This is a genomic window from Desulfovibrio simplex, from assembly GCF_055387835.1.
This window is the reverse complement of sequence record NZ_AP042377.1, coordinates 1,597,113-1,623,113: the sequence shown is the minus strand read 5'-3', so window position 1 is coordinate 1,623,113 and position 26,001 is coordinate 1,597,113. Positions and strand designations below refer to the sequence as shown.

Annotated in this window: 21 protein-coding genes, 1 tRNA gene and 1 other RNA gene; 5 read left to right on the top strand and 18 right to left on the bottom strand. The window is 54.4% G+C overall.

Annotated elements, in window-relative coordinates:
* Positions 1-62 precede the first annotated feature (62 nt).
* The 13 genes from ACZ5DH_RS06565 to ACZ5DH_RS06505 form a co-directional block, all read right to left on the bottom strand.
* Positions 63-1,055, bottom strand: coding sequence for a flagellar hook assembly protein FlgD (locus ACZ5DH_RS06565; RefSeq protein WP_464256282.1), 993 nt, complete (start codon positions 1,053-1,055; stop codon positions 63-65).
* A 26-nt stretch (positions 1,056-1,081) separates the two neighbouring features.
* Entirely contained in the window at positions 1,082-2,950 is a 1,869-nt protein-coding gene (locus tag ACZ5DH_RS06560) for a flagellar hook-length control protein FliK (protein ID WP_464256281.1), read from the bottom strand.
* Positions 2,951-3,118: 168 nt separating this feature from the next.
* A complete protein-coding gene (locus ACZ5DH_RS06555; RefSeq protein ID WP_464256280.1) occupies positions 3,119-4,543 on the bottom strand; it encodes a glycosyltransferase family 9 protein in 1,425 nt (474 codons plus the stop codon).
* Positions 4,540-6,321 (bottom strand): CgeB family protein, encoded by a 1,782-nt coding sequence (locus tag ACZ5DH_RS06550; protein ID WP_464256279.1) that lies wholly within the window; start codon positions 6,319-6,321, stop codon positions 4,540-4,542. The genes ACZ5DH_RS06555 and ACZ5DH_RS06550 overlap by 4 nt, the downstream gene beginning before the upstream one ends.
* Positions 6,318-7,454: a FapA family protein gene (locus ACZ5DH_RS06545; protein ID WP_464256278.1), complete on the bottom strand. Its 1,137-nt coding sequence runs from the start codon at positions 7,452-7,454 to the stop codon at positions 6,318-6,320. Before ACZ5DH_RS06545 ends, ACZ5DH_RS06550 begins: the two co-directional genes overlap by 4 nt.
* Positions 7,455-7,492: 38 nt before the next feature.
* Positions 7,493-7,846, bottom strand: a complete 354-nt coding sequence (locus tag ACZ5DH_RS06540; RefSeq protein ID WP_464256277.1) for an STAS domain-containing protein — start codon at positions 7,844-7,846, stop codon at positions 7,493-7,495.
* A gap of 25 nt (positions 7,847-7,871) precedes the next feature.
* The gene (gene dtd / locus ACZ5DH_RS06535) at positions 7,872-8,354 is read right to left on the bottom strand and encodes a D-aminoacyl-tRNA deacylase (protein ID WP_464256276.1); all 483 of its coding nucleotides are present in this window, start codon (positions 8,352-8,354) and stop codon (positions 7,872-7,874) included.
* A complete protein-coding gene (locus ACZ5DH_RS06530) occupies positions 8,354-10,117 on the bottom strand; it encodes a long-chain-fatty-acid--CoA ligase (RefSeq protein WP_464256275.1) in 1,764 nt (587 codons plus the stop codon). Before ACZ5DH_RS06530 ends, dtd begins: the two co-directional genes overlap by 1 nt.
* 16 nt (positions 10,118-10,133) lie before the next feature.
* Positions 10,134-11,354: a 2-C-methyl-D-erythritol 4-phosphate cytidylyltransferase gene (gene ispD / locus ACZ5DH_RS06525; protein ID WP_464256513.1), complete on the bottom strand. Its 1,221-nt coding sequence runs from the start codon at positions 11,352-11,354 to the stop codon at positions 10,134-10,136.
* A gap of 56 nt (positions 11,355-11,410) precedes the next feature.
* Positions 11,411-11,771: RNase P RNA component class A (gene rnpB, locus ACZ5DH_RS06520), an RNA gene on the bottom strand.
* 247 nt (positions 11,772-12,018) lie between these two features.
* Entirely contained in the window at positions 12,019-12,795 is a 777-nt protein-coding gene (locus ACZ5DH_RS06515; protein WP_464256274.1) for a zinc ribbon domain-containing protein, read from the bottom strand.
* A 21-nt stretch (positions 12,796-12,816) separates the two neighbouring features.
* Entirely contained in the window at positions 12,817-13,608 is a 792-nt protein-coding gene (locus ACZ5DH_RS06510; protein ID WP_464256273.1) for a Nif3-like dinuclear metal center hexameric protein, read from the bottom strand.
* A 460-nt stretch (positions 13,609-14,068) separates the two neighbouring features.
* On the bottom strand, positions 14,069-14,536 hold the full coding sequence (locus ACZ5DH_RS06505; protein WP_464256272.1) for a nucleoside deaminase: 468 nt from the start codon (positions 14,534-14,536) through the stop codon (positions 14,069-14,071).
* Between the two features lie 647 nt (positions 14,537-15,183).
* Here ACZ5DH_RS06505 and dcuS point away from each other — a divergent pair.
* From dcuS to ACZ5DH_RS06490, 3 genes are read left to right on the top strand one after another with little or no spacing between them, the layout of a single operon-like run.
* Positions 15,184-16,797 carry a DcuS/MalK family sensor histidine kinase gene (gene dcuS / locus ACZ5DH_RS06500; protein ID WP_464256271.1) on the top strand — a complete coding sequence of 538 codons (1,614 nt, stop codon included), beginning with the start codon at positions 15,184-15,186 and terminating at the stop codon, positions 16,795-16,797.
* Complete coding sequence (locus ACZ5DH_RS06495; RefSeq protein WP_464256270.1) at positions 16,794-17,468, top strand: response regulator; 675 nt, start codon at positions 16,794-16,796, stop codon at positions 17,466-17,468. Before dcuS ends, ACZ5DH_RS06495 begins: the two co-directional genes overlap by 4 nt.
* A 56-nt stretch (positions 17,469-17,524) precedes the next feature.
* The gene (locus tag ACZ5DH_RS06490) at positions 17,525-17,755 is read left to right on the top strand and encodes an Ada metal-binding domain-containing protein (RefSeq protein WP_464256269.1); all 231 of its coding nucleotides are present in this window, start codon (positions 17,525-17,527) and stop codon (positions 17,753-17,755) included.
* A 198-nt stretch (positions 17,756-17,953) separates the two neighbouring features.
* Here ACZ5DH_RS06490 and ACZ5DH_RS06485 read toward each other — a convergent pair whose 3' ends face one another.
* Complete coding sequence (locus ACZ5DH_RS06485; protein ID WP_464256268.1) at positions 17,954-18,298, bottom strand: hypothetical protein; 345 nt, start codon at positions 18,296-18,298, stop codon at positions 17,954-17,956.
* Positions 18,299-18,747: 449 nt separating this feature from the next.
* On the opposite strand from ACZ5DH_RS06485, the gene ACZ5DH_RS06480 reads away from it, so the two are divergent.
* Positions 18,748-19,242: a hypothetical protein gene (locus ACZ5DH_RS06480; RefSeq protein ID WP_464256267.1), complete on the top strand. Its 495-nt coding sequence runs from the start codon at positions 18,748-18,750 to the stop codon at positions 19,240-19,242.
* A gap of 1,042 nt (positions 19,243-20,284) precedes the next feature.
* Here ACZ5DH_RS06480 and ACZ5DH_RS06475 read toward each other — a convergent pair.
* The 4 genes from ACZ5DH_RS06475 to ACZ5DH_RS06460 all read right to left on the bottom strand — a co-directional run bounded on the left by ACZ5DH_RS06475 (position 20,285) and on the right by ACZ5DH_RS06460 (position 24,815).
* The gene (locus ACZ5DH_RS06475) at positions 20,285-21,100 is read right to left on the bottom strand and encodes a DUF169 domain-containing protein (RefSeq protein WP_464256266.1); all 816 of its coding nucleotides are present in this window, start codon (positions 21,098-21,100) and stop codon (positions 20,285-20,287) included.
* 446 nt (positions 21,101-21,546) lie between these two features.
* A complete protein-coding gene (locus ACZ5DH_RS06470; protein ID WP_464256265.1) occupies positions 21,547-22,224 on the bottom strand; it encodes an outer membrane protein in 678 nt (225 codons plus the stop codon).
* Positions 22,225-22,832: 608 nt separating this feature from the next.
* A tRNA-Arg gene (locus ACZ5DH_RS06465) sits at positions 22,833-22,909 on the bottom strand.
* A 280-nt stretch (positions 22,910-23,189) separates the two neighbouring features.
* Positions 23,190-24,815: an outer membrane homotrimeric porin gene (locus tag ACZ5DH_RS06460; RefSeq protein WP_464256264.1), complete on the bottom strand. Its 1,626-nt coding sequence runs from the start codon at positions 24,813-24,815 to the stop codon at positions 23,190-23,192.
* 164 nt (positions 24,816-24,979) lie between these two features.
* On the opposite strand from ACZ5DH_RS06460, the gene ACZ5DH_RS06455 reads away from it, so the two are divergent.
* On the top strand, positions 24,980-25,396 hold the full coding sequence (locus ACZ5DH_RS06455; RefSeq protein WP_464256263.1) for a hypothetical protein: 417 nt from the start codon (positions 24,980-24,982) through the stop codon (positions 25,394-25,396).
* The last annotated feature ends 605 nt before the right edge of the window (positions 25,397-26,001 follow it).

Below are 26,001 nucleotides of genomic sequence, written 5' to 3'. Positions count from 1 at the left end.
CTTTTTTCTGAGCGGGCACGCTGGCGTGCGCTGGCCTGGCTCTTTTTACCGGTTTACTGTCGTTAAAGCACGTCACTCAGATTGATGTTGCCGATGTTGACGTCATCAAGAAGGCTCTTGCCGCTGGCTGCCGCATCACTGGCTGCCTTGCTGATGGCTGCTGCGCTGCTGGCTGCCGCATCACTGGCTGCCTTGCTGATGGCCGCTGCGCTGCTGGCTGCCGCATCACTGGCTGCCTTACTGATGGCTGCTGCGCTGCTGGCTACCTTACTGCTCGTGGTGGCAGTGCCGCTTCCGGTGTCTGTATCGGTGCCCGTGCTTGTGCCGGAATCCTTGTCCTCAGTTGCGGCTGTAGTCGCGGGCAACATGACCTGGCGTACATTGGCAAGGGGCATGAGCTGGCCGCCCTCAAGGCCGAGGTAGACCACGCCGCTATCAGTCACAACGCCTGTTACCTTGGCGTCCACCACCTGGTCAGAAAGAACCGCGTCCCCGTTGCTGTCGCGCAGTACAAGGCTGACCGTGTATACGCCATCGCCTGCCACAGTGCCGTCAGTGTTCTTGCCGTTCCATAAGAATTCGTAAGTCGTGCCTTTGTTCTTGGCGCTGATTTCTTCAACGTAGACGGCATTGTTATCGGCATCGCGAACCGTGATGGTGCCGCCAACGGTATTATTTTCAGGGGCGTACCGGAAACGTGTTATGGTGACTTCCTTGGTGGTCTCGTCGGTCGTCTTGCCTATGGAATTGCCCGTAACCGTCACCTGCTTGCCAATGTACGACGTGGCGTTGATCATTTGCTGATTGTTGGTGGCATCTGTAAGCCCCTGCATGCTCGTATTGAGGTTCATGAGCTGTTCGAGACTGGAGAATTGCGCCATCTGGGCAATAAATTCCTTATCTTCCATCGGGTTCAACGGATCCTGATACTTGAACTGCGTTACCAGCAAAAGCATGAAGGAGTCCTTGTCCAGATTACTGCCCTTCTGTTTGCTCAGGGCGGTATTGAACTCATTGTTGGTCTGGTTCAGTGACGTTGTTATGCTGCTGGCCATGGCTTGTTCCTCACGCTCGGCTGTTTTTACGCCACCACATTTAATGAACGGGTGGCATATCTTGCCGCATGGGCAGAAGAATGCACAGGCTGTTCCAAAATGGTGTCTTCATGATTATCTGAAGAGTTTCGCATTGTTGAAAGTTGTTTTAACCGCGCAAGTTCTTCACGCCGGGCATCTTCTTCCTGCCATGAGTTGTGTTGATCCAGGTTTTGCCAGGCATTTTCGTCCTGCTGGCGGGAGTTCAGTTGCACCTCTACCTTGTCGACTTTAAGCCCTTGCTGTTCAAGGTTGGTGCGGATGGCTTCAAGCTGACGGGTGACTATTTCGGCTGTTTCAGTCTTTTCCGAGCGTATGGTCGCGCTGACTTCGCCGTTGCGCAGGCTGAGGCTGAGGGTGATGGCCCCCAGTTCCTGCGGGTGCAATTGCAGGTCGAGGCGGGTGGTGCCATTGCGGGCACTTGAAAGCAGGCCCTGCTCAACCTGCTGCCCAACGTATCTGGCCAGGGGTGCGGGCTGCGAAACGGCTTCGGCCTGCCCAACGGCAACAGTGGGATTTTGCATCATTGAGGCCGCGACCTGAGTGTCCTGCCGCATGGTAAAGAGGGGGCTTGTTTCAACTTTGCGGGTGAGTTCACTCCATGTTGCATCACGCCCAGTATCGGCATTGGCGTCCTGGTGATTTTCGCTTGTGTGACGGCGGCCTGTATCGTTTTGGCGCTCATCAGCCGTACGCGTCAGGGGAGTGTCCTCGGATCGTCTGTTGGTGACGCCCTGCGTGTTGGCTGCCTGCTCCCTGTTGGAAGAAGCCTTGGAAAACCCTGTGTCAGCAGTGGCTTTTGCGTCCTGGCTGCCTGCATGGCCAATGCCAGCGCTCTGACTGCCGTCAAGCTTTCTGCTTATGGCGTCGCTCTGGCGCAGTACGCTTTCGGCGTCAACGGACCTTGCGCCTTCGTTGCCAGCGGCATTCAACGTCTCGTCCAGCATCTGACGGCTGTTCTTGGATACCGTTTTGCTGATGAGAACCTTGCTTTGCTGGGCTTCTTTTATGCGCAGGGCGCTCGCCTGACGTTCTTTTTCCGTACGGGCGCGGGCCTTGCTGACAAGGGGTTGCAAGGTCGTTTGCAGGGCGGCGTCCAACTGCTTTTGAGAGCTCTTTTGTTCATTGAAAAAGCCGCTTGCAGGAGCCATGAGGGCGGAAAATTGCCCCACAAGAAGATTAACGCCGCTGTTGCCGCCAAAACTGTTGGCCAGCGTCTGCAGATTTGAGGAGTCAAGCCCAAGCCCACGTCCGAAGGCAAGGGCTTCCGTCGCGCCAACCTCAAGAACCGTGGTGGCGTCCATCTGCGAAACAAAAGCATAGACAGTGCCGAGCGCCGCTTCTCCCTTGCCTTCGGCCATGAGCTGCTGCACCCGCGCATCCAGAACGCCCGAAGAGTCTATTTTTTTGAGCAGCGACGTGATCTGGGCCTTATCGTCATCACTGAGTTGAGGAGCGCCGTTCAAGGTCTGCAGGCTGGCCATAACCTGAGCCAGCGTTGCGCCGTCGGGCTGTCCTGCCAGGGCATCAAGTTTTTTCAGGGCGGTTTCTGGCGCTCCGGCCTTCACAAGGTCGTAGCGCAACTGCGCCAGCTCCTGCTTGGTGAAGCACACCTCATCCAGCGTGTATGTTACGCCGTTTGTAGTGGCGCGGCTGTAGGGGCTTTGCACCTTGGGCGCAGCGGCTGCGGGCTGCTCTTCCTCAAGCGCCGAACTTACTGAAACATTTTTGCCCTGTTGCATGCTGTCGATAGCGTCATGCACGGAAGCGAAAAAGTCCGCAAAGGAAGAGTTTTCCTTGCTGCTGCTGATGATGGCATCGAATGCCCCGGCGCTGGTGGGAATAATCTGCATCATGCACTCCTTGATGCCCATCCCATTCAAAGAGTGTTCCAAAATAAAAAATAAATTATATTATAATGTTGCGAATTTTGTGCCCGGCGGCGGAGGCAAGTATTGCCGGGATTGGGCGGAAAAGAGGACGAGGCCGTAAAAGCTGGGCCATGCTGGCGGAAGGAAAGATTCTCAGGGCAACCGGGTGAAAAAAGAACTGATTTCGTCCAGAGTTTTCAGCGCGTTGTTCCAGGCATGGGAGGAATAGCCATCATTCTGCAAGCGCATATGAAGGTAGCCTGTAAAAAGACGTATGGCGGGCGGCTGAGAACGCCAGAAGCCGCCCGGCAAGCCTGATCTGGACATCCTGAGATGTTGCGCGCACTGCCCGCACAGCGCGGCAAGGCCCGTGGTAATGCTTTTCGTCACGCGAGGAAAGGCGGCATGCAGCTTTTCGAGCCTCTGTACCAGTAAAACGCGCTGGTCGGGGTCATAGAGAAAAAGAAAGACGGCCTGCCAGAAATCTTCCAGCAGCGGGCGGCAACTTTTTTCTGCCGGAGCATCCAGCCTTTCAAGGCTGTGCAGCCCCAGAGCGTCGCGTCCGGTACGGGACAGGGCCAAACCCGGAGGCACAGCCGGACGCTCAGACGCCTGCAGCAGGCTCAAAATCAGGGCAGCCACACCGGGTGGCGTGAAGGCCTGCTTGCAATAAAGCTGGTTGCGATGGCACTGCCAGCAGCCGACGCAGCTCATGGCGGCGCGCAATACATACTGCCCTGGAGACGACGGCCCTGTTTCACGGGCATGGACCGGCCCCATCGAAAGGTTCAGAATCGGCACGCCTGTCATGTCCGCCAGATGCATGGGGCCAGTATCAGGGGTGACGCACAGATCCAGTGTGCTCATGAGCGCCGCCAAGTCTTTGAGAGACAGGCGTCCGCACAGGTCAGCGCCGTGCAGTCCGGCTTTACGGGCCACTTCACGCCCCATTTTCTGTTCCGCAGGGCCGCCAAGAAGCAGTGGCAGGGCGCCTTCTGCGGCCAGACGGCGCGCCAGTCTTGCCCAAAAATCAACATCCGGCCGTTTGGCCGCTTCGCTCGCGCCAAGCACCAGTCCAACGCGCCTTGTACCGGCAGCCTTTGCCCGTGGATGCGCAACCCCCGACAGGTCGGGATGTGTAAAAAGGTCCAGCAGGTGCAGGTCAGCCCAGTGGAATGAATTGTTCCAGTTATTTTGCGTCAGGGCGGCCCGGTACAACTGCCAGTAGCCGCGGACATGCTGATTGCTGAAACAGCCGGGTACGCTGTTTTTTGCCAGCAGTTCCGGCCCAAGCTTGCGGGACGCCTTGAGTCGCGCCTGGCAGTCCAGAGCCTGCGGGCGGCTGCTCAGATTAATGGCCAGTTCATAATGACGCTCGGCCAGTGCATTGCAATGACTTGGCGGGAAAAAAACCACGTTGGGCAAAAGGGGCATGAGCCCCTGAAAAAACTGTGGTTCGGCTGTGACCCACAGTTCGTGCTCAGGGCGATGACGCAGCAGGTGTATGAGCAGAGGGACAGTAAGAATCAGGTCCCCCATCCGGTGCATCTGAAGGACAAGTATGGGGTCTGCGCTCATGCGCGCTCCCTGTGCCTCGGGGAAGTTTTGGCGGCAGGGGTTCCGTATACCTGACGCATGTGCTGTAGCAGCGTTTGCAGGCGGTGGGCCCAGGTATGGCAGGCCAGAACACGCTTGCGCGCCCGCAGGGCGACGGTCTTGCGTTCGGTGTGGTTGGCCAGATAGTGCCGCGCCAGATGCGGCGCTTCATCAGGCTCACGGTAGCAGATCATTTCATGCGGTTCAAAGAGCTGTTCCATCTGAGGTCGCCAGTCAGTAAGAACAAAGGCTCCGGCGGCGGGCACGTCAAAAATTCTCTGGTTCACCGCCCCTTTCATCTGCTTGCTGGTGCAGTTGAAATTCACCAGCGAGCGGCAATAGAAGCGCGGCAGGTCGGTATAGTAACTCAGCGCGTCCAGATAGCGCGGTTGGACAGGCTCGTGCCTGAATTCCGCCTTCCAGCCGTCATCACCCACAATAAGCGGTTTCAGGGGCAAAAGGCGGCGCACGCAGCCATTGCGGTACAGGCGCGTGGCCTGCCAGGTGACGGCGGTTTCGTAAGCAAGCCTTGCCTCATTATCTGGCAGGGCTTCATACAGGGCAAATACCTGAGGAAAGGCATCGCGCAGAAAGTCGGCCACAGAGCGCTGCTCGCTCTCCATAAAAGCCTGTGAAACCTCATTGAAGGGGAGCAGCAGGGCACGGGGAAAGCGTCCGTGCTTCAGGCGCCCGCCCACTTTGTACACCATCGAATTTCCCACAAAGGAGAGATCCGCCTGCCACGCAGCAGGAGCATCCGCGCCTTTGTCGGGATGAAAGCGTTCAGGATCCGTGCCCAGGGGCAGATAGAAAACATGCTCAAAGCCTGACGCCCGCAAGCTTTCGATATTGTCCGCATCCCAGGTGAACAGGGTTGTCCAGGGGCTGACGCAACGGGAATACAGGTGGATGATGAGGTGGGGATTGTCCACAAACCATGAGGCCAGGGGCAGCTGCAAACGGGCGAGCAGGTCCATGAGCACGCCTTCAACGTCCACGCCCATGTGATTCAGCGTGATGCAGCAGTCCGGGCGGAACGATACCACGGCTTCCAGCAATTGCTGCACAAAATCAGTGCAGGCCAGGGTGTCGTTCTTGATATGCACAAGTTTGTACTCAAGACCAAGCCTGCGGCACGCTCCCTCTACTTCGCCCATGAGAAAATATTTGCTGGTGAGCAGAAGTACGCGCGGCTGCGCATCCGTAAATCGCGGCCCTGTGGCCCGGCTCCAGAAGTCGAACTGGGCGCTGGCCGCAAGCTCTTTCTGCAGGCGGCCGTAGTAGGCGCGGTCAAGGCGCAGATAGAAGGGAAGGGGCAGCGGCAACAGGCGCAAGTCGTTATGCTGTGCCTGCCAGTGGGTCAGTTGGCGCAATGCTTCATCCACGTCAATGGCGGAGACAAGCTGCACTCTTTGGCGGTCTTGCGAGGGCAGGGCGGCAATAACGCCGCTAAGTTTTTGGATTTCACGTTCTTTTTCCACAACGGCCACGGGGCCTCTACAGCGCTCAAGCAAGAGCTTCAGGGCATGCCCCATGCCACAGCCGAGGAGCACCGGCAGGGCGTCGCGCAACTGTTCATCAGGCAGCGCCAGGATAATGGCTGTTTCTCTTTCCGGGCCGCCCGGTGAAAGCATGGCGAAGCTGCGGGCGCTGCTGACGGCTTCCAGATCAACGGGAGCAGCATCGGGGGCTACGTTTTCGCCACAGGGAAAGATTGCCCGAAATGAATATTGGTCTGGCAGGGAACCTGGCTGGCTCATTGAGGCGCGCCCAGGTGAGAGTGCTGTAAATGCTCGATGATAATTTCATTATCAACCAGACGGCACACCACCTTGTCGTAGATGCTGTCAATGGTGAGGAAGGCGCGCCCGATGGAAAGTTCCACGCCAGGGTAGATGCGCCCCGGCACCAGCAGGCGGCAGTTGTGCATATAGTTTTCGTCCAGGGAAAGACGAGCCCAGAGATCGTTGCGTCGCTTGATGAGCTGCTGGCGCTGCGCCCGAAGAGCCTGCAATTTACGGCTCGTTTCATTGGTTTCGGGCGGCAGGTGTCCGGCAACGGCATTGAGGTGGGTAATGGTCTGTGACTGCTGCGCGATGATGCTGTCGATTTTTTCCAGTTGGCGGATGCTTAGCGGGTCGTAACCCAGGTATACCTTGGTGGGAATGCCAGCCTTGTTGCCAAGCTGCTTGCCGACATAAACGCTGCCGTAGGCGTTGATGATGCCCCCGTACGCAAGTTCACGGACGACGATGCTGGCTCCGGCATAAACAGTGGAATAAAGGCAACTTTTGTCAATAACGATATTGTCGCGGGCGCGGGCCTCCACTTTTTCCAGAAACGGGGAGAGCAGCTTGCCTCCGGCATCCACCAGGCTATGCTGGCCTGCGCCGCCCCGCACGCCGCCGTCAATCATGAGATTACGCCGGGCGCGCACCACGCCGCCTTCCACCATGCCCATTATGCGCACATTGTTGGCCTGGACGGAAAAGCCGGCCCGCACGGAGCCGTGAATGGCCATGTCGCCCACAAAGAAAATATTGCCTGTCTGAAAGCTGATGTCCTGACGGACGTTGAGCAGACATTTTACCGTGATTTTGCCGTCAAGATAGAACACGTAGCCGTTGGCGGCAGCGAGCAGATAATTGGGATATTGGGGATCGACGCGGGTGTTGGGGCCAGCCGGAAATTTGTGCTTGTCAAGCATAAAGCGGGGGTCGGGAGCCGGCCCGGCGTCTTCAAGGGGGATGATTTCAGCGAGCACCTGACCGTCAATAGCGTTCTGGACATACCCCAGACTATAGACGTCAGAAGAACCGTTCTCTCCGCCCGGTTTGAGGTGGAGGTGGTCAAAATCGGGATTGAAGTAATGCCGCAGATAGTATTGCACCATGCACCATCCGTAAAGCCTGTAAGCATGCGCCCGGGCGGTCAGTCCGCAGCGTCGGGAATATAGCCCTTCAATTCCTCTTCGCTGTCAAAAGTGGGAAAAAACCCCTCAATTTCCACTTTTTTCAAAAGCTCCGCTACGTGGGGCGCGGGCGTCAGGAGAACCAGTCTTCTGCCGTGCCCCCGGCTCTTGGTACTGGCGCTTACGAGCACTCCAAGCCCGGAAGAGTCCACCTTGCCAACGTGGCTCAGATCCAGAATCACCTGTTTGATGCCAGGGGCCAGAAGGTGTGCTTCCAGTTGGCGGCTGAACTGGGGAACATCAGGTAAGAGCATGTCGCCCAGATAGCGCAGAACGGTGACGTTTTTATGAGACTCCGCTTGCAGGGTAAACACAGGCTGCCTCCAGGCTGCGCGGGCGTCAAGTGGCAAAAAGATTTGCCGAATCAAGCCATATGGTGACAGGTCCCCAGTTGCACAGGCGTACCGCCATATCGGCACCGAAGATGCCTGAAGATACGCTGACGGCACAAGATTCGTCAACCATCTTCACAAAATAGTCAAACATGGGCCGTGCCCAGTCGGGATTTCCCGCATCGATAAAGGATGGGCGTCGCCCTTTGCGGCAGTCAGCGTACAGAGTGAACTGGGGGACAAGAAGAAGCTGGCCGCCAAACTCCTCAAGCGAAGTATGAAATTTGTTGGCAAGTTCGCCCTGACCGGGAAAAATGCGCAAACTCAGCAGCTTATGGGCCATTCCCTGAAACGCGGGGCTTGTGCTGAAATCTGGCCCGTCTTCCTGTCCGAAACCCACCAGAGCCATAATGCCAGGGCCGATGGCCGCCATCTGGCGGCCATCAACACTGACGGAAGCTTCCGTGACCCTTTGGACCAGAATACGCATCAGGAATGGTCCATGGGTTTTTCGCCGTTTCCAGCCGCGTTTGCCCCGGCGCCGTTTTGCGCTTTGCGTTGCTTGCGTTTGGCCATCTTGGCTTCTTCCTCTTCGCGCAAGGCGCGCCTGAGTACTTTGCCCACGATGGTTTTGGGCAGTTCCTTGCGGAATTCCACAAGGCGCGGCACTTTGTATCCGGCCAGCTTATGGCGGCACCAGGCGATGATGTCAGCCTTGGTGAGTTCTTCCCCTTCCTGAGGCACAACATAGGCCTTGAGCACTTCACCGCGAATGTCGTCGCGTATGCCGACGCTCACCGCTTCCTGAACCTTGGGGTGTTCCAGCAGCACTTCATCCACCTCGCGGGGGTAAACGTTGTAACCGCTGACAATAACCATATCCTTCTTTCTGTCCACAATGTAAAAGTAACCGTCTTCGTCCATGGTGGCGAGGTCGCCGGTATAGAGCCATCCGTTGCGCAGGGCGCTGGCCGATTCATCAGGCCGCCGCCAGTAGCCGCTCATGACCTGCGGCCCGGAGACGATAAGCTCGCCCATCTTGCCGGGGGGCAGGGTCAGGGAGCCGCCCTCCATGTCCACAATTCGGGCGTCTGTACCGGGCAGGGGCATGCCGATGGAGTTGGGCTTCTGCCCCTGTCTGCCCAAAGGATTGCAGTGGGTGATGGGCGAAGCCTCGGTAAGTCCGTAGCCTTCAAGAATGGATGCGCCGGTGGTTTCCTGAAACTGGCGGAATATTTCCCTTGGCAGCGGCGCCGAGCCGGACACGCATATCTTGATGCTGCGCAGGTCGAACTGGGCCAGGTTTTTCTGCTGCAAAAGAGAAATGTACACCGAAGGCGCGCCGGGGAAAATGCTGGGCTTGTGCTTGGCTATGAGGCGCAGCACGTCCTGCGGCACATACCGGGGCAGCGGCAGGGTGGTGGCGGCCAGGGCGATGGGGATAATGAGGCCTGTCGTAAGGCCATACACATGAAAAAAGGGCAGAAGAGATATGAAGGTGTGGTGGTCTTCAGCCTTGACGTTGATGATGTCCAGCACCTGTTGGCAGTTGGTGCCCAAATTGGAATGCGTCAGGGTAACACCCTTGGGCAGGCCCGTGGTGCCGCCCGTGTACTGGAGCATGATCGGGTCATGCAGGGGGTCGGCGATGGGGGCTGAATAGCGCTCCGCACCCTTGAAGATTTTTTTCCACTCAAAAACGCTCTTGCCATCGTAAGGGATGGGCGTCTTTTTGTTGCGGGATTTTTTAAGGCGGTACAGCCAGTTAAGGGGAAAAGACAGGGCATCGGCCGCGCCGGTTATGATAAAATTGCGCAGGGGCAGGCGGTCACGCAGGGCGGAAACGCGCGGCCAGAGCATGTCGAGCATGACAATATGCTCCGCGCCGGAGTCCTGCATATTGGCCATGATCTCTTTTTCCATATATAATGGATTGGTCATAACCACCACTGCCCCGGCCTTGATAATGCCCCAAAAGGCGATCACGGTCTGCGGCATGTTTGGCATCATGAGGGCGACGCGCTGGCCGGTCTTTACGCCAAGGCGCTTGAGCGCCCCTGCGAAAAGTTCGGCGGATTCGCGCAGCTTTTTATATGAAATGCGCGTATTATGAAAAATGATCGCCGGGCGGTTGGGATACTTGTCCGCGGCTTCGTCCAGTATGGCGTACAGAGGTTTGTCCCATGCTTCTGTAGTGCGGGGGACAAAGGCGTCATAGTGGGCAAACCAGGGGCGGTGCAATTCTGTGTTCATGGCGATCCTTATGGAATCAGATGTCGCGTTGCAATGAAGAAGGCGCAAGTGCGGGGCAGTCTCCCGCCCACGCGGTGACAGCGGCGTATGCCTTGATGCCCTCGGCGCGGCCCGTAAAGCCGAGGCCCTCTTCGGTGCTGGCTTTAAGATTGACGCAGGCGGGCGGCAGAGCCAGCAGGCGAGCGATATTTTTTCTGATTTCTTCGCGGTATGGCGCAAGGCGTGGCGTCTGGGCAACCACTGTCAGATCTGCGTGGCACAGGCGCACGCCTGCCTGCTGCGCCATGTCCAGAACCTGATCCAGCAGAAGCGCCGAAGAAATGTTGTCAAAACGGGGGTCTTTGTCGGGAAAGTGCTGGCCGATATCGCCGAGGCCCGCGCAGCCGAGCACGGCATCGGTAAGAGCATGGAGGAGGACATCACCGTCAGAGTGGGCCACAACCTCGGGGCCTGAGGGAATGAGAATTCCCCCCAGCCTCATGGGCCGACCACGGCCATAACGATGCACATCATAGCCCATGCCGGTACATGGACGCGGCAGGGCAGGGACATCGTGCAAAAGAGCCAGATCGTCGGGATTGGTAATTTTCACGTTGGCAGCCTCGCCTTCGACCACATGAACTTTGTGTCCCAGGGCTTCCAGCAGCGAGGCGTCATCAGTGACGCTCAAGCCTGTTTCCCGTGCATGGGCATGCGCCTGGCGCAAAAGGTCAGAAGAAAACCCCTGCGGCGTCTGAACAGCCATAAGGGCCTGACGCGGCAAGGTCCCTGTGACAAGGCCGTCAGCGACGGTCTTGATGGTGTCCGTCACGGGCAGGGCCGGAATAACCCCGCACGCGCCGCGCTGCAAAGCCTCACAGACGCTTCGCACCAGAGCGGGCGTCAGGAAGGGCCGCGCCGCATCGTGGATAAGCACATGACGGGCATCCGCGGGCAATACGGACAGGGCGTTTCGTACGGAATCCTGCCGCATTTCGCCACCGACAGCCGTAAGCCAGGGAATGCCCAGGTCTTCGGTCGCGTGGAGTTCGCGCAGGCGCTCTTCGTATTCCGCATGTCCATTTTGGGGAAAAACAAAAACAATGCCCGCCACTACCGCGCTGCGGCTCATGGCTCTGGCGGAGTGCCAGTACAGGGGCGCGCCCCGCCAGTGCAGGAACTGCTTGGCACGCCCGCCAGCGGCGGCGGCAAGGCGGCTGCCCTGCCCGGCCGCCAGAAGTATGGCCCAGGGTTTGATCTGCCCTGGGGGGGGGATGGAACTTTCAGGCATGATTGAGCCTTTGGCTGACAGTATGCGGGAGTCGGACTGTAAGCCGGGTTCTGTCACAACGGTTGCCCGTGTGTGACCGTCATTCCTCTAGGAGTGCGGTTGCCCGCACCCTCAAGCAACCTACCCGGAAGGCTGTGGCCGGGCCAGCCGCCTTCCCTATTTGGTCTTGCTCCGAACGGGGTATGCCGAGCATGCCGCGTCACCGCGGCATCTGGTGGTCTCTTACACCACCGTTTCACCCTTACCCGACCAGGGGTCGGGCGGTTTGCTTTCTGTGGCGCTGTCCGAGGGTCGCCCCTCCTGGGTGTTACCCAGCGTCCTGCCCTGTGGAGCCCGGACTTTCCTCCCCGGGTTTTCACCCGCGGCGACGGTCTGTCCGACTCCCGCAATCTGGGGCTGCATGGGCGGCAAGGTACGCCGCAAGACCGGATCGCATGATCTTAGAGCAGATTACCTTTGCGAATATACATTCTCAAAGTTCAAGGCACGCTCACTTCGGCGTTTAACCGCGCAGATAAACTGCGCTTACACCTCCGTCAGCGAACGTCTGCTCACGCAGCCGTCAGAGCAATTTAAAAGTTAAATTGCTCTAAATCTGAGCGGTCCGGTCCTGGCTCATGAGCCAAAAGTTTTAGTCGGTCAGCGTCTGTGGCTTGGGGGCGCATTGCGGCGCATCAGCCACGCTGAAGTGTTCGCACCAGAAAATGAGGCGCTGGCAGTTGGGGCAACTCAAAATCTGCTGGCCGCGCTGCAGTTCGATGAAAGACTGCGGCGGAACGGCAATGTGACAGCCAGAGCAGATGCCTTCTTTAACGGCCACAATGACGGGGTGCTCCAGGCGTTCGCGGATGAATTCATAACGCATGAAGACAGGCTGGGGAATGGCTTTGCTGACCTGGGCGCGTTTGGCATTGAGCTCGGTAAGCGCGGCGTTGCCTTTTTGCAACTTTTCTTCAAGGCCGTCACGCTTGACTTCAAGTTCGGCCTTGATGGCCATGTGGGTGAGGTCAATTTCGGCCAGCGCATCTTTCTGGAACTGCAGTTCTTCCATGAGAGTCATTTTTTCCTCTTCACGGGAGCGGTTCACTTTTTCCATGCTGTCCATTTCACGCATCATGGCATGGTATTCACGCGTGTTTTCCACCTGCATCAACTTGTTTTTGCTTTTCTTGATGCGGGCGCTGTCATCGTCAATTTCAAGCGACAGTCGTTTTTGCTGATCCTGAAGGTGGGTCAGTTTGTCCACTATATAGTTGCGTTGCGTTTCGCTGGAGCTGAAACGCTGTTCAAGCGAATCCAGTTCGCTGGGGGCACGCTCCATGTCCTGCCGTACTGTGTGGATGGCATCATCAACTTTCTGCAGCTCGACAAGCTGCTTTATCTGTTCAAAGTAAACGGCATTATTCATTAATAAGGTCCTCCTGAGGATTCATGACAGGGCAACGGTGCGAAACGGGGATGCAGAAGGCACAAAGTGCACTGCAACCCCATGAGCCCGTTGCTGGAGCACGTGGCACATGCGGCGCATCATTTCTTCTTCAAGGCTGTGGTGCCCCACATCCAGAAGCGGGATTTCAGCGTCCAGCGCGGTGTGGTATTTTACATCACCGGTAATGAACAACTGGGCCCCGGCCTTATGCGCCGCGGCCAGCAGTGATGAACCGGAACCGGTACAGTAAGCCAGCCGGTGTATTTTTCCGGGAGGCGGCCCGCTCAGGGTCGCTGTGGAAAGATCAAGAATGCTTTCAAGCGCGCGAATGATATGCTCGACAGTCTGGGGATGCGGCAGGTCGCCCGCCAGGCCGTAACCCAGCATGTGCCCGTCCGCGTCGAGAGGGGTTACCGGTTCAAGCACTGTCAGATTGTCAAGGCGCAGGTCTGTCGCCAGCCAGCCCGCAGGCCCCCTGGGGTTGACGTCCAACGAGGTATGGGCCGCATACAGGGGAACATCCGCGCGCAAAAGCAGGCGCAACACTTCATGGTACGCATCGAGTTTCGCCGGCAAGGATGGCTTGAGCGTAAGGGGGTGATGGCTCAGGACAAACTGCACTCCAAGATCAAGGCATTGCCTGATGGAGTGCGGCGTCGGGTCAAGGCAGACCGCGATGCTGTTGACCTCATGCCGCAAGGCAGCAACCTGAAGCCCGGAAATGTCCCACGGGGCCGCTGCTTCCAAAGGCGCAATTTCTTCAATGGTACTAATTAATTCAGCTACTTGCATGTATGTGCTCCACCATAAAAAACGGCGCTTTCTTGCTGAGCAGAGAAAGCGCCAAAAATCACCGGCGTTAAAAGAAATTTGAGCGATACCGACAAGATAGTTTTATACCTACCAATTGGTGCGATGCCGTAATCCACAGTAAAAAAAGGGATCGCACCGTCAGGCTGTGAATCGTCGTTTCATAGTTCTAAAATAGGCGGCTGTCAAGATAGATTGCGCCCAAAAGAGCGCACATCCGGGTTGCCCGAGTTTGGCGAGGTTAGCGGGAGGCAGCGCGTTGGCCTGTCGCAGAGAGGTAGGTTTTGGAGCATGTTACCTTTGAAAAAGATTGCATGCTCTAACGCGGCACGAGAGAGCCGCGCGCCGCAACGTGGCGTGGATTCGGTTAAAAATCGCAATATCCGGCGGAATGATAAATTGCGATGTGGGGCATTTCGAGGTTACTATGATCCAGTCAGCATCAGTATGCTGTCTTGTCTGCATTGGTCAGCCATGAGGCGAATGTGTTGCATGCTTCTTCGCAAAGCAGTTGCTCGATAGGCAGTTGTCTTTCTGTCAGATCCCTTGATATTTCCTGGTAAATGGCCGCATCATCAAAGCCGGCGGCTGCCGCGTCTTCGCGTGTATTGCAAAAAAATATTTTTTCAATGCGTGCCCACCAGATGGCGCTGAGACACATGGGGCAAGGCTCGCAGCTGGCGAATACAACCGCACCCGAGAGGTCAAAGGTTGCAAGTTTGTGGCAGGCATCGCGTATGGCCACAACTTCGGCATGAGCGGTTGGGTCATTGAGTGGGACAACCCTGTTCATGCCCTCGCCAATAATTTTTCCATCCTTCACAATGACTGCGCCGAAAGGCCCACCGCCCAGCCGCATGCTTTCTTCGGAAAGCTCGATTGCTCTTTTCATGAAACGTTTGTTTTCCATTGGAATCCTCTTTTGAAATCAGACAGTATCGAGTTTACCTAAACTTGACCCAAATTAATCTACATAGCAAGCCGGGGTTGGGCGTTGCGGCCATTGGGCTTCTGCGGTAGAAACACTGAATGAGTATGCGTAGTTTCTTTCGAGTATTCCGTGATCTTTTTTTGCCGCAACCGCGTAATGCCTGCCCGCACTGCGGCGGAATCCGCTGCATCGGGGTTTGCCAGTTTGATAAGAACGCAGTGGAGAAAGGCTCTTCGGCAACAGAAGTCAATGGTGAAAGGCACAGCGATTCCGGCGTGGCAGTGAAAAATGACATCAAGTAAAGCAAAAAGTGACATTTGTTACGCTAAACTGTCGCGACCATGATTTTCTATGCCTTAACACGTCATGATAATCATGCATTGTATCTCATTAAATGAACAAAGTAGATAAATAACACTTGCTTGCATCAAATACGGTTACATTGCTCCCTTCCTGATACTGTGCTGCCGGGCGCATCGGTTTTGAGTGGACGGATGCTTGGCGGCAGGGTGCTTCGAATCGTCTTTAGCAAAATTCATATATTTCCCGCCATATCGGTATTGCATCGACTCGGATGCTTTTGTCCGGCAACACTATAATCATGGCAGCCGCCTGCATACGTACAGATGAGTTTTGTCAAAAATAACAGCCTGTTCATCAGGCTTGTAATGATGGTCAGTCTGGCCCTCTGCCCCCCCATACTTCTGAGCCATTTTGCAAGCTCATATTTTATCAGCAAATACGGTTTTGAGCAGGCGGAACAGACGGTCTCCAATGTGGCGCAACTTACCGCAGAATCCCCTGTTGTCATTGAAGGGATGCGGTCTCCGACAGGGGATGCCTGGCTTCAGATGATAGACTTTCTCCGCATGCTCACAAGCGTTTCCGGAGTGAAGTTTATTGTGCTCATAGACATGCATGGCAACCGTATATATCACCCTGAGGTGCAAAAAATCGGCGAGCACATTGTTGGCGGCGATGAGGGTGAAGCTTTGCAGGGGAAAACCTATATTTCTTCCGCCCGCGGCACCTTCGGTTTTTCGCAACGGGCTTTCAGGCCCGTGTATAATGAAAATGGTGAGCAGATCGGCGCCGTTGTGGTTGGCATCATGTCTAGTGAGATTGAAAAGAGCGTATCCCGACTTACCAGTCCCATGACATGGCTGTTCAGCCTTTCGCTGGTCACAGGTCTTTTGCTGGCCGTTTTGCTGTCACGCAAAATCAAAAAAATTCTTTTCGGCCTTGAGCCGCATCAGATCGCCCGTCTTCTTGAAGAGCGCAACGCCATCCTGAGTACGGTGCGCGAGGGCATTATCGCCATTAACAGGAATAACAGGCTTGTTGTCGTAAATGAAATGGCCGAGAGAATCCTTCGGTCCGCGGGGGTACAGGGAGAACTGCTGGGGCGGCCCGTACAGGAAGTGGTGCCGTCAACGCGCCTTGATTCCATCCTCAAGGAAGGCAAGCCTGAATATGACCGCGAACAGAACATCAATGGACAGATCATTATGACCAATCGATCCCCCATTATTATTCAGGGAAAAACCGTTGGGGCTGTCGCAACATTCAGGGATATGACAGAGATGCGCGCTCTTGCGGAGCGCATGACGGGGCTGAGCAATTATGCGGAGGCTCTGCGATCCCGCTCGCACGAATATCTGAACAAGCTGCATGTTATTTCGGGACTGCTGCGCAACAGGCGTTATGAAGATCTGGAAGAATATCTGTCGCAGATCATAGGCAGCAAAATACGCGAAACGTCATCCATCAAGGTTAATGTGCAGGACCCGATTCTCGCCGGGCTGTTGGAAAGCAAGTTCAGCCGCGCCCACGAACGCAATGTCACGCTGACCCTGGGCGGCAGCGGCGTTATTCCGCAGCTTTCGCCAAACGGAGCGCATGCTCTTGTGACAATACTGGGCAATCTGGTGGATAATGCCTTTGACGCTGTCAGCTATACGCAGGAAAAGCACATTGATCTGTCCGTGCGTTGCGAGGATGATGCCCTTGTCGTAACCGTTGCGGACACAGGGCGGGGCATTGACGAAGAATATTTGCCGGAGATATTCAAAAAAGGATTTTCCACCAAGGGGGCGGGCAGAGGCATCGGCCTGTATATGCTGCTTTTGACGCTTGACGAGCTTGACGGCTCCATCGAGGTTGATTCTCATGCGGGGCAGGGGACGTCCTTTACGGTACGTATTCCCTTGGCCATGCTCACCAATGGAGGGCGGGCATGATCCGCACGATAATTGTTGAAGACGACCCAATGGTTGCTGATCTCGCAGCCGGGTATCTGGAGCGCATTGAAGGGGTCAGCCTTGATCATACCGCCAGATCGGCCGAAGATGGCCTGGAGCTGTTGCGTACCTGCCATGTGGATCTGGTGCTGCTCGACGTGTTCATGCCCGGTATGGACGGGATGGAACTGCTGCGGATTATCAAATCCCAGTTCTTTCATTCAGATGTCATTATGATCACGGCAGCCCAGAATAACGAAGATATTCTGAAAGCCTTGCGGCTTGGAGTAGCGGATTATATCGTCAAGCCCTTCACTTTCGAACGCTTTCGGGAATCCATTCTGCAGTTTCAGGAAAAGCGCCGTCTGCTCATGTCGCCTGAAGTCGCCATGACTCAGGATATTCTGGACAGGCGTATATTCATAAAAAAGCCCGAAGGGGGTTCTGGCAGGCCAAAGGGAATCGACGCCCAAACCCTGGAAACCGTTGTTTCGGTATTGCGAAAACAGCCCGGTCTCTTCAGTCTCAAAGACATTGAACGTGTGGCCGGAATTTCGCGAATCTCTTTAAAGAAGTATTTTGACTACCTGGCTGAAACAGGGCGACTTGGCAGTTCCAAGGGCTACGGCGGGCAGGGGCGACCGGTGACTCTGTATAACTGGCTGGGTTAAGCATTGCCCTGAGATGGCGCCGTTGTGTCACTGAACCTGAATGCCGGAGGTGCAGCATGCCACGCATAGTAACCATGGCCTTTGTTTTGACCCTCGCCCTGCTGGCGGCAACGCCCGGCATGACCGCCCAGGCGGAATGGCCGGCCTACAGGGGAAATGTAAAATCGCGCATTTACCACAATAGTGGATGCAAGTATTTCAACTGCAAGGCGTGCACTGTGCCGCTGGCATCTCCACAGGAAGCGAGAGCAAAGGGCTTTCGACCCTGCAAAGTGTGCGGCGGATAGCTTGGACATCAAGGGTAAATGCGCAAAAAACATTCCGTACAGCGCCACACCTATGTGTTTTCAAAGCCTTGCGGTGTTGCAATCGCCCTTGTGAGCAATTCCGATCAGAGGTTTTTTAGGCGAAACTAGTACACCATATGCCCATGGATAAGGTGCCCCCAGAGTATTGCATGATTTTTATCGGCGCAGTTAACATGGCTATATTACAATCAATCCGGCAAACAGGAGGCAGACAAAGAGCCCTGCCAGCATAAATCCTGCCACTCCGGCAGAGATTGCCATGATGAATACGACGCCCCGGTTTGCGGGTGGTACAGGTTTACCTTGAGGTCTGCGGTTCATTTTTTGCGTGCATTTGCTATGGTTTTGTTGGGTGATGGCTCTTTTTTTATGCTTTGCGCTTCGTCGCCGAGGAGGTGGCGCATGTTTGCGCTTCTGTTGTTGCCGTGGTTTAACATCAGTGTATTCTTCTGACTGCGCAGGGGAAATGCATTCCCATAAATCTCTGGTTAAATACATACGTTCCTCTTCGGAAATAATCATGTATTTACCACCTTTCAGTCAGAATGCTTTTTGCGCGACGCTGTTTCGTGCCACAGGTTAATTTTTTCGCATGTTATGGGAAAGCCCAGCCCTCATGGGGCAGCAACACGAAATGTTGGACAAGGGCGGGCAATCATGGGAGGAACCCTCGCCGACTAACCAATTTTTACGCCTAGGGCATGAAATGGCGGGCAATGCGCTTTGTTGCCATTGCGCGGCCTCCTTGGTATCAAGACAATGCGGTTTTTTATACGTGGCTTTTGGCTGCGGCTAAGGCCTTTTCATTTTGAAACGCTCAGGCGGCTGTGTGAACAGACGCCAGCCGTGATGGCATAGGCGCTATTTAGCGCGCGAGTAAGCGCCATAACGGATGTGGCATAACCTTTAAGAATGCACATTCTCAAAGGTAATTTGCTCTAGCTCCTGGTGATAAATATTTAGTCGAAAATTTGAATATGGTCAATCGAAAAATAGAACAAAAAGAAATTTGCGAACGCCTGCGAGACTTGATCGCTTGGCGTAAGCGCGTTGACGGCATATCACAAAATGATTTTGCGCTGCTGATTGGTTCAAAACCAACCACCTTTCTTGACTACCTTAAACCCAAGGGTCAGTCTAAAATTCGACTAGAACTTTTGAATAGCATTGTACGCTCCTTTCCTCAGGTGAACCGGGAATGGCTTTTTTGGGGAGAGGGCGAGATGTTGATGGCAGAAGAAAAATGTCACGCCAGCGGTCAAACTTTGGATACACAGGCTGCAACTATCAGTGATGCATTACTTGAGAAGCTGCTTGCCAGGAATGAAGAGCTTCAGGATAAAATTCTTAAACTTACATATGAAAATGCGACGTTGAAAACGAGGATGGAATTTTTGGCGAGCGAGGGTGGGCAGACACAAGTGCCTGGCACGACTCGGCCACCAGGTGAAGATACGGCAGAGTAGCCCTCAAGTATTTTTTATAAGGCCAACCCCAACACTTTATCGGTATGTTTCCACATCTGTTCACAACAGGCTCGGCACAGCTCTATATTGCATTTTTTTGAGTCTGGATTCGACGCATGCTGCGCCAGCCCACACACGCATATCCCCCTCTGTAAAAGCCAGGATGAACATCATTCCCTTGTTTGAACCGAGCATGGTTGAGGTGCTTGTTCTTTTGCTTTCGCTGGTTTTTTCAGGGGGCGCTTTATCTAGATGTAGATTAACTTTGAAATGCTTCACATTTCAAAATTTTCATTCAGCCGAAAAATGCGATTTGCTGTAGTCGGTAGTGGGGCTTTGCCGCTTACGGATGGCGACAGCGATTGTAAGGGGCAAGCCGTGTCGTTAGGCATGCTGGCTTCGCGGCAGTCGTTGGCGAGTCTACGAGCCTTACGAATGGCGACAGCGATTACACAGAACAAGATGTATGGTTACTCATGCTGTCTTTATCCGTAGTTTCCTGCGTCGCAACGGCTGAAGCCCAGCTGAATCCACGCCACATCGTGGCGCGCCGCACTCTCGTGCAGCGTAAGAGCATTTACACTTTTTCGAAGTTAAAATGCTCTAGCCTCCCCAGCAACGTATGGCAGTGAAAAATTGGTGTTCCCGACAAGGAGCACAAGAATGAAACGAAACAGATTCAACGAAGAGCAGCGTATTGGGATACTATGGGGAACCGGAGCAGGAGTGCGGGCTGTCAATTTGTGCGTCAGAATGGCATTTCGGATGCGATCTTTTCTACATTGCGCAGCAGATTCGACGGAATGGATATCTTTGATGCCAAACGGTTGCGCCAGTCGGAGGAAGAGAGCCAGCCTGAAAAGGCTTGTTGCGAACAGGCTCTTGAGTCGCCCTGGAGGTGATGTTTACTCTGGGGTAACAGGGCAACCCCAATTGTCATAGAAAACAAAAATGCCCTCACGCTGTTACCGTAAGGGCATTGGCAAATATGTGAGCAAGAGAAGAAAGTTATTATTTAAAAGTTCAGCCAGGAAAGAATTTTTTATGCCTTGGAGCAGCTGGCGCAGGCTTCCGGTTCATTGCCGCTTTTCTTAAAGATGATCAAGGGGCAGTTTTTACAGATATCCGCACCAGGGAAAGGATCGCCGGGACGTGTTATGGATGCGGACCCTGACTTGGCTATGCGTTCCATCAGGCGATCAACCGTAAGCCCGATGTGAGCGCCGGGGATGAACACGTTCAGTTCTCCGCGCTCGGTTTTGCCGGCGTTGTAACTGCCGGAGCAGGCCGGGCACATGTTCATGCTCTGTTCAAGGTGGGTGAATACAGACCCGCCGCAGGCGGAGGAGCTCATGGTCACCATGGGCCGCAGGGGATGGGTATCTGTTCCCGCCATGTAATCTACCGCCAGGTGGTAGGATTGCAAGTTGTCGCAGTAAAAATGCACTACGTCCGGCTGCATGACGGCGTCTGCCAGCGGGCCGACAGAAACCGCGACAATGGAGTTCATAGGCAGGCGGGGTTTGGAGCGCAGAAAGCGCTCGGCCTGCGCCAGGTCTTTGCAGTACTTGGATTGTGATTTGATTTCTGCTTCGTCGATGTCTTTCCAGCCGAAGGAAACCTGTGAGTTGGTACAACCAAGCTTTTCCTTGGTCGCCAGTACGGTTTGCCCCTGCATGCGTGCGGTTATTTCCCACTGGCAGTAAGTAATTGGCTTGACAGGCTCAACATAGCGGGCCTTCTTTTTGAACGCTTCCACATCTGCCTGAGTTTTGTGAAAATTCACGGCGATAGGAAAATGGTACAGTCGCAGCTCCCGCATCAACAAATCCTGCATTTCTTTATAGCTCAGGGGCATTGCGATCTCCTTTTTTATAGTTAGTAATCATTGCCAGTATGGGTGGTAATTATAAAAGATATTGTTCGATATGGCTAGGGGCTTTCGCCAGTTTTTTTGGGTTTTACTCCAGCGTGGGATGGGTGCTGGGCGGCATTAAAAAAGGACTCACGGAATTTCCGCAAGCCCATGAATTTTCTGGTGCGCCCGACAAGAATCGAACTTGTGGCCTACAGCTTAGGAGTCTTGGGAATTTCATCCTAATAGCTTGTTATTTCACGTTTTGTCAATTTGAAAATGTGCCAAATGTGCCCATTTTGGCCCCGAAAATGTGCCCGTGATATGTGCCCACGGGCGCTGGCCTTCACCCCATCCCCCACACCCCCCTCCGCCCGTCCGGGCAACTCCTCCCCACGCAAAAAAGCCGCCCGAAGGCGGCCTTCAAGAGGAAGGTCATGAAAGGGCTTTTAGAAGGTATAGCGGATACCAAGGCTGAATTCGTTGGCATAAGGAGCCATGCCAAGCTTCATCTTTACGCCATCCACGGTCGTTTCGTTTTCGTGGTAGCTAAGGCCCACGAAACGGTAGGCCAGATCGGCGGACAGGTTGTTTGTGATGGCGTAGGCCACGCCAGCACCTGCGTTCCAGGCGAAGACGGTATTGGCTTTGTTATAGCTGTCGCTCCCTAATCCGGCGATCTCCATTTCATATTTGCTCTGGATGAAGCCCAAGCCAGCGCCAGCTCCAATATAAGGCGTGAAGGCCGTATCATTATGGAAATCCCAATACGCATTCAGGAAAAGCGTTTGGAGATTCCACTGGCCTTTAAGGGTGACGAGATCCCCAAAATCCTTGGAATCCCATTTCGTTTTGCTGTTGCTGCGGATGGCGTATTCGATTTCAGCGCGGACAGGCACCTGATGCATGGGGTAGAAGTCGTAGCCGACAAAGGCGCCGCCGCCGACAGTGTTCTGAGTGTAGCCGTCTACCTCAAAAAAATCGATGGCGCCGCCCTTGGAGACACTCCCTGTGCTCTGGATGGAATCGATAAACTTCAATCCCATGTAGAAGCCGTTATCCGCAGCAAGGGCAGATACTGAAAGAGTCAACGTCAAAGCCATGGCAAGTAAAATGCGTTTGAACATGTTCCCTCCAAATTGAGTGTTGATCAACCGTGCATCATAAAACAACATAATAAAACTGTTCGTTCAAAAAATTTAACTTTAATGTTGTATTATTATGTTTCCGCGTAACAAACGGTGAGGCCGAGCAGCAGAGAAGTGTGAAAATGTCAATTCTTCGTACAAAATTTATATTTATAATGTGCGAAAAATGATCATAACATGTACATGTGCTTTGCGTTTACATAAATCGTAAAAAAGCCGCCCAGTTCTGAGCGGCCCAAACTTGACAGATTTCGCAATTTGGCAAGTTGTCTCGTGCTACCGCATGGCGGCGTAAATCTTCCTTGCCGTCTACATCATGAAATACCCCGTGCCAACGGTGTTTTTGGCTGCCGATAACCAGCGGGAATGAGCCGGGTCTAACTGGCCTGAACCTTCCATCCCGGCAGAGGAGCCAGTCAGAATCTCGCCATAAAACGTTAGTCGGGCCGGTCCTCCGGGAGGAAGGATTACTGTTGGAAGTACACTTGTTCGCTTGGGTGGGTGACAGGCGGGTGACAAAAAGCAATAAAAGGCAAAAAACAACAAAAGGGATGCGCGAGCATATCACGTATCCCTTTGAAATATAATGGTGCGCCCGACAAGAATCGAACTTGTGGCCTACAGCTTAGGAGGCTGTCGCTCTATCCAACTGAGCTACGAGCGCAACCGCATATATATATTTGTCGGATTGCATGGTGTCAAGTTTTTTGCTTTTGCTTGAAGATCGCCCGGATGCGAAGATTTTTCGCCGGGTTTAAACAATCCTGACAGTGCGCGCAGGAGCAGATGGTGTTTTTGTGCTTTTGTTCGTTGGCGGGGCCACACGCAAAATCCGCCGCCTTCAATGAAGAAGGCGGCGGTCAAAACGCGCGCGGGAAGGGGGCGCGCGCAGTTGTGGATTGACTGGCCGGGGCACAGGCGAACCCCGGAGTGGCACTCAGGCCCTAGAAGCTGTAAGCGAAAACAAGTTGGGCTTTCCAGGCATCCTTTTTGTCAAAGCTGCCGTTGCCGCCGCCGTTGTAGTAGCCGTCTTTCTTCCAGGTGTCCTGATCCATCATGTTCACAACGTAACCCAGTTCAAGATTGGCTTCAAGATTTTCGTAGATCTGCCACTGGTTGATCAGGTTGAATTCAAGCAGGCCGTCGTTGGTCGTCAGGTACGGGCCATCGCCGCCGTAGCCCTCTCCCCACGAAGAGGCGCTTTCCATATACTTGACCATGGAAGGAGCGTTGGTACCGCCCCAGTAGGCCACGCGCAGGGTATGCTTGAGGTCTTCATGGAAGCTCATGTCCTTCAACTGGCCGCCGATGCCCCAGGTGCCGGCATAGGACATGTTCCAGTCAGCGATGTTGCCGGGGCCCGCACCCCATGCAAGGTTGCCGTCACCAATGAAGGAGGTGAAATTACCAGCTCCCGCGATTGACGGCATGCGCTCGGAACCGTTCTTGATATTGCCGTCATCGCCAGAACCGTACCAGCCAAAGATGCCGGGGGTGGCCCAATCCATCTTGTACTCTACCAGAGCCTTGACGACAAAACCCTGTCGTTCGGTGCTGCCGCGTACGATATCATTATCGTCACCGCGTTTTTTTACATCAAAGCGGCCCATGCTTTCCACATAGCCATAGTTGATGTCGAACTCAATGTTCAGAGGGTCAAACATGGTGATGCCAACGGGCAGACCAGCCCAGAACATGTTGCCGTACTGCTTGCCGGTAGTGCGGGAGTCGAGCGGGGTGCCGCCAGCGTAGTTGAAACCAGGGGTCAAGCCGGGAATTGTCAAACCAAGAACACCGTCGCTGGTTTCCCAAGGTTCGTTATTGTTGGGAGACTCAAGGCCGCGCAGGGCATTGCGGCCAAGCATGCCATACATGGCCCAGGGCGTCACTTCAATGCCGTCAAAAGTCATAGGCAGGCTGACGGCAAAGAGGTCCATGTTGTCAAGGTAGTTGTCCTTGGCCTTGCTGTCGTTGATGCCGTATTTGTTTGCATTGAAGTTGTCATTGACAGGGCGTGCCCAGAAGGCGGTGAGGCTGACGTTTTCGTTGAACTTATAGTTGCCCACAACCGCGGCGACGTCAGCGTCGAGGACGGAAGAACCACCAGCCATGTTGGGCAGGGCAAGAGCCTGTATGCCCATGCGCATACGGGCCTCAGTCTGGGGGATTACCCAGTCGATATACGCATTCTTGAGTTTGATGACATTGTTGCCGTCGGCGCCAAGAGCGCCGCCTTCATCAGACTTGCCCCAGTTCTGGGTGCCGATTTCAAAATATACAGTACCGGACAGGGCTTCTGAAGCCACTGCATCCAACTGCAAGCGCAGGCGCTGGGCCGCGCCGAACATGTCGTTGTCGTTGGCTTTTTCCTTCTCGCCATGGTTGGGAGCCCTGGTGTGTTCGGTCAGCGTGGCGTCAGCCAGGCCGAAGCCCACAAGCCATTCGCCCTGAGCCTTGAATTCGATGGCTTTGGCCCCCCCGGCCACGCCCATCAGCAGGCCGGCGGCAAGCAGCGCCACCATGCAGCTCTTTTTAAAGCGTTGCAACCCTTTCCTTTGCTTGACGTTCATACCTTTTCCTCCAGTTTTATAGTTTCTGCGGCGACAATGCGGTCAGGCCGACATTTTGCCGCATTTTGAGCTGTGTGATTGCCATGTCAGTGGTTGCACACGGCGATGGCAAGGCGCCCTCGCAACGTCGCTGAGAGACCATAACCCTTGCCGGCAGGTCAGTTATGCGTTTCATGACCATGCTGGGCATGGTGGGCATGATGGCCGTCATGTGTATGGTCGTGCCTGTGTTGGCCATCTTTATTGTGACCACATTTACAATTGGCGCAGTTGCCCTTGCAAACATGCTTTTTTTCTTGCTGAATGATGACCCTGTTTCCAGTCACGGCCATGTCGAAACCACTTTTACCCTTGAAAATGACCTGCTCTTTATTAAATCCATTCAGGAGCATGGACGCTTTGAAAGAGTCCACAACCGAAGGGTTGGGGTGTCGTATCTGGCGTACGTCAATGAAAATACGCTTGCAGACGGCGTGATTGTGCTGAAGAAGATCAATTATTGCATTGGCCTGAGAAGGATCGAATTGATCGTCGAGGCAAATGTGGAGGTTTTCGTGACTGAAGCGGTGGGAAACGTTTGAGTTCTGAGTGGAACTGCCATTGTGGGCCATGCTTTCCTCCGGATTACGTTATTTGCTTGGCGCACAGTGGCATTTTTGAAAACCGATGTCAACTAAAATGAAATCGTTTTTCAAAATGTCTCTGGACAACGATAACAATTTTGTGGATATCCTGACGAAATATTATGCGAGATGACTACAATGAAAAGTCGCCGTATGAACAAAATATGGGCGTGTTTCTCCTGGACAATGGCGCCAAAGACGCTCTCGTTTGTGTCAGATGGAGAGCCGCAGGCCAAATTTTACAGTGAAAGAGCTCTGGCGACGGTGGGCGCAGGCGCTGGCCTTGAGTGCATATGCGCTATATATTTGCTCTGTTGCGCATGACAATGGCGCGCTTAATGCATTACGGCCAAAAACAGGGCAAAAATTTCTGCTGGAAATATCGGGCATGATGTTGCTGTTAACGCAAATAACTTTGCTATGGTGTGATGTCTGGGAGACGTTGCCTTTAAACCCTCACGTTAATTTAGAAAATATTTTGTAATATGCTAAAATACAATAAGAGTTTTAGGTGGTGGGGGCGTTGGGGAGGGACCCTGTTGCAACAGGGTCCCTCCCCAACA

What these genes read in the sequence shown, in the direction of transcription:
- ACZ5DH_RS06565 (WP_464256282.1), bottom strand. Translation starts at nt 1,055, where the DNA reads ATGGCCAGCAGCATAACAACGTCACTGAACCAGACCAACAATGAGTTC.
- ACZ5DH_RS06560 (WP_464256281.1), bottom strand. Translation starts at nt 2,950, where the DNA reads ATGATGCAGATTATTCCCACCAGCGCCGGGGCATTCGATGCCATCATC.
- ACZ5DH_RS06555 (WP_464256280.1), bottom strand. Translation starts at nt 4,543, where the DNA reads ATGAGCGCAGACCCCATACTTGTCCTTCAGATGCACCGGATGGGGGAC.
- ACZ5DH_RS06550 (WP_464256279.1), bottom strand. Translation starts at nt 6,321, where the DNA reads ATGAGCCAGCCAGGTTCCCTGCCAGACCAATATTCATTTCGGGCAATC.
- ACZ5DH_RS06545 (WP_464256278.1), bottom strand. Translation starts at nt 7,454, where the DNA reads ATGGTGCAATACTATCTGCGGCATTACTTCAATCCCGATTTTGACCAC.
- dtd (WP_464256276.1), bottom strand. Translation starts at nt 8,354, where the DNA reads ATGCGTATTCTGGTCCAAAGGGTCACGGAAGCTTCCGTCAGTGTTGAT.
- ACZ5DH_RS06530 (WP_464256275.1), bottom strand. Translation starts at nt 10,117, where the DNA reads ATGAACACAGAATTGCACCGCCCCTGGTTTGCCCACTATGACGCCTTT.
- ACZ5DH_RS06515 (WP_464256274.1), bottom strand. Translation starts at nt 12,795, where the DNA reads ATGAATAATGCCGTTTACTTTGAACAGATAAAGCAGCTTGTCGAGCTG.
- ACZ5DH_RS06510 (WP_464256273.1), bottom strand. Translation starts at nt 13,608, where the DNA reads ATGCAAGTAGCTGAATTAATTAGTACCATTGAAGAAATTGCGCCTTTG.
- ACZ5DH_RS06505 (WP_464256272.1), bottom strand. Translation starts at nt 14,536, where the DNA reads ATGGAAAACAAACGTTTCATGAAAAGAGCAATCGAGCTTTCCGAAGAA.
- dcuS (WP_464256271.1), top strand. Translation starts at nt 15,184, where the DNA reads ATGAGTTTTGTCAAAAATAACAGCCTGTTCATCAGGCTTGTAATGATG.
- ACZ5DH_RS06495 (WP_464256270.1), top strand. Translation starts at nt 16,794, where the DNA reads ATGATCCGCACGATAATTGTTGAAGACGACCCAATGGTTGCTGATCTC.
- ACZ5DH_RS06490 (WP_464256269.1), top strand. Translation starts at nt 17,525, where the DNA reads ATGCCACGCATAGTAACCATGGCCTTTGTTTTGACCCTCGCCCTGCTG.
- ACZ5DH_RS06485 (WP_464256268.1), bottom strand. Translation starts at nt 18,298, where the DNA reads ATGATTATTTCCGAAGAGGAACGTATGTATTTAACCAGAGATTTATGG.
- ACZ5DH_RS06475 (WP_464256266.1), bottom strand. Translation starts at nt 21,100, where the DNA reads ATGCCCCTGAGCTATAAAGAAATGCAGGATTTGTTGATGCGGGAGCTG.
- ACZ5DH_RS06470 (WP_464256265.1), bottom strand. Translation starts at nt 22,224, where the DNA reads ATGTTCAAACGCATTTTACTTGCCATGGCTTTGACGTTGACTCTTTCA.
- ACZ5DH_RS06460 (WP_464256264.1), bottom strand. Translation starts at nt 24,815, where the DNA reads ATGAACGTCAAGCAAAGGAAAGGGTTGCAACGCTTTAAAAAGAGCTGC.
- ACZ5DH_RS06455 (WP_464256263.1), top strand. Translation starts at nt 24,980, where the DNA reads ATGCGTTTCATGACCATGCTGGGCATGGTGGGCATGATGGCCGTCATG.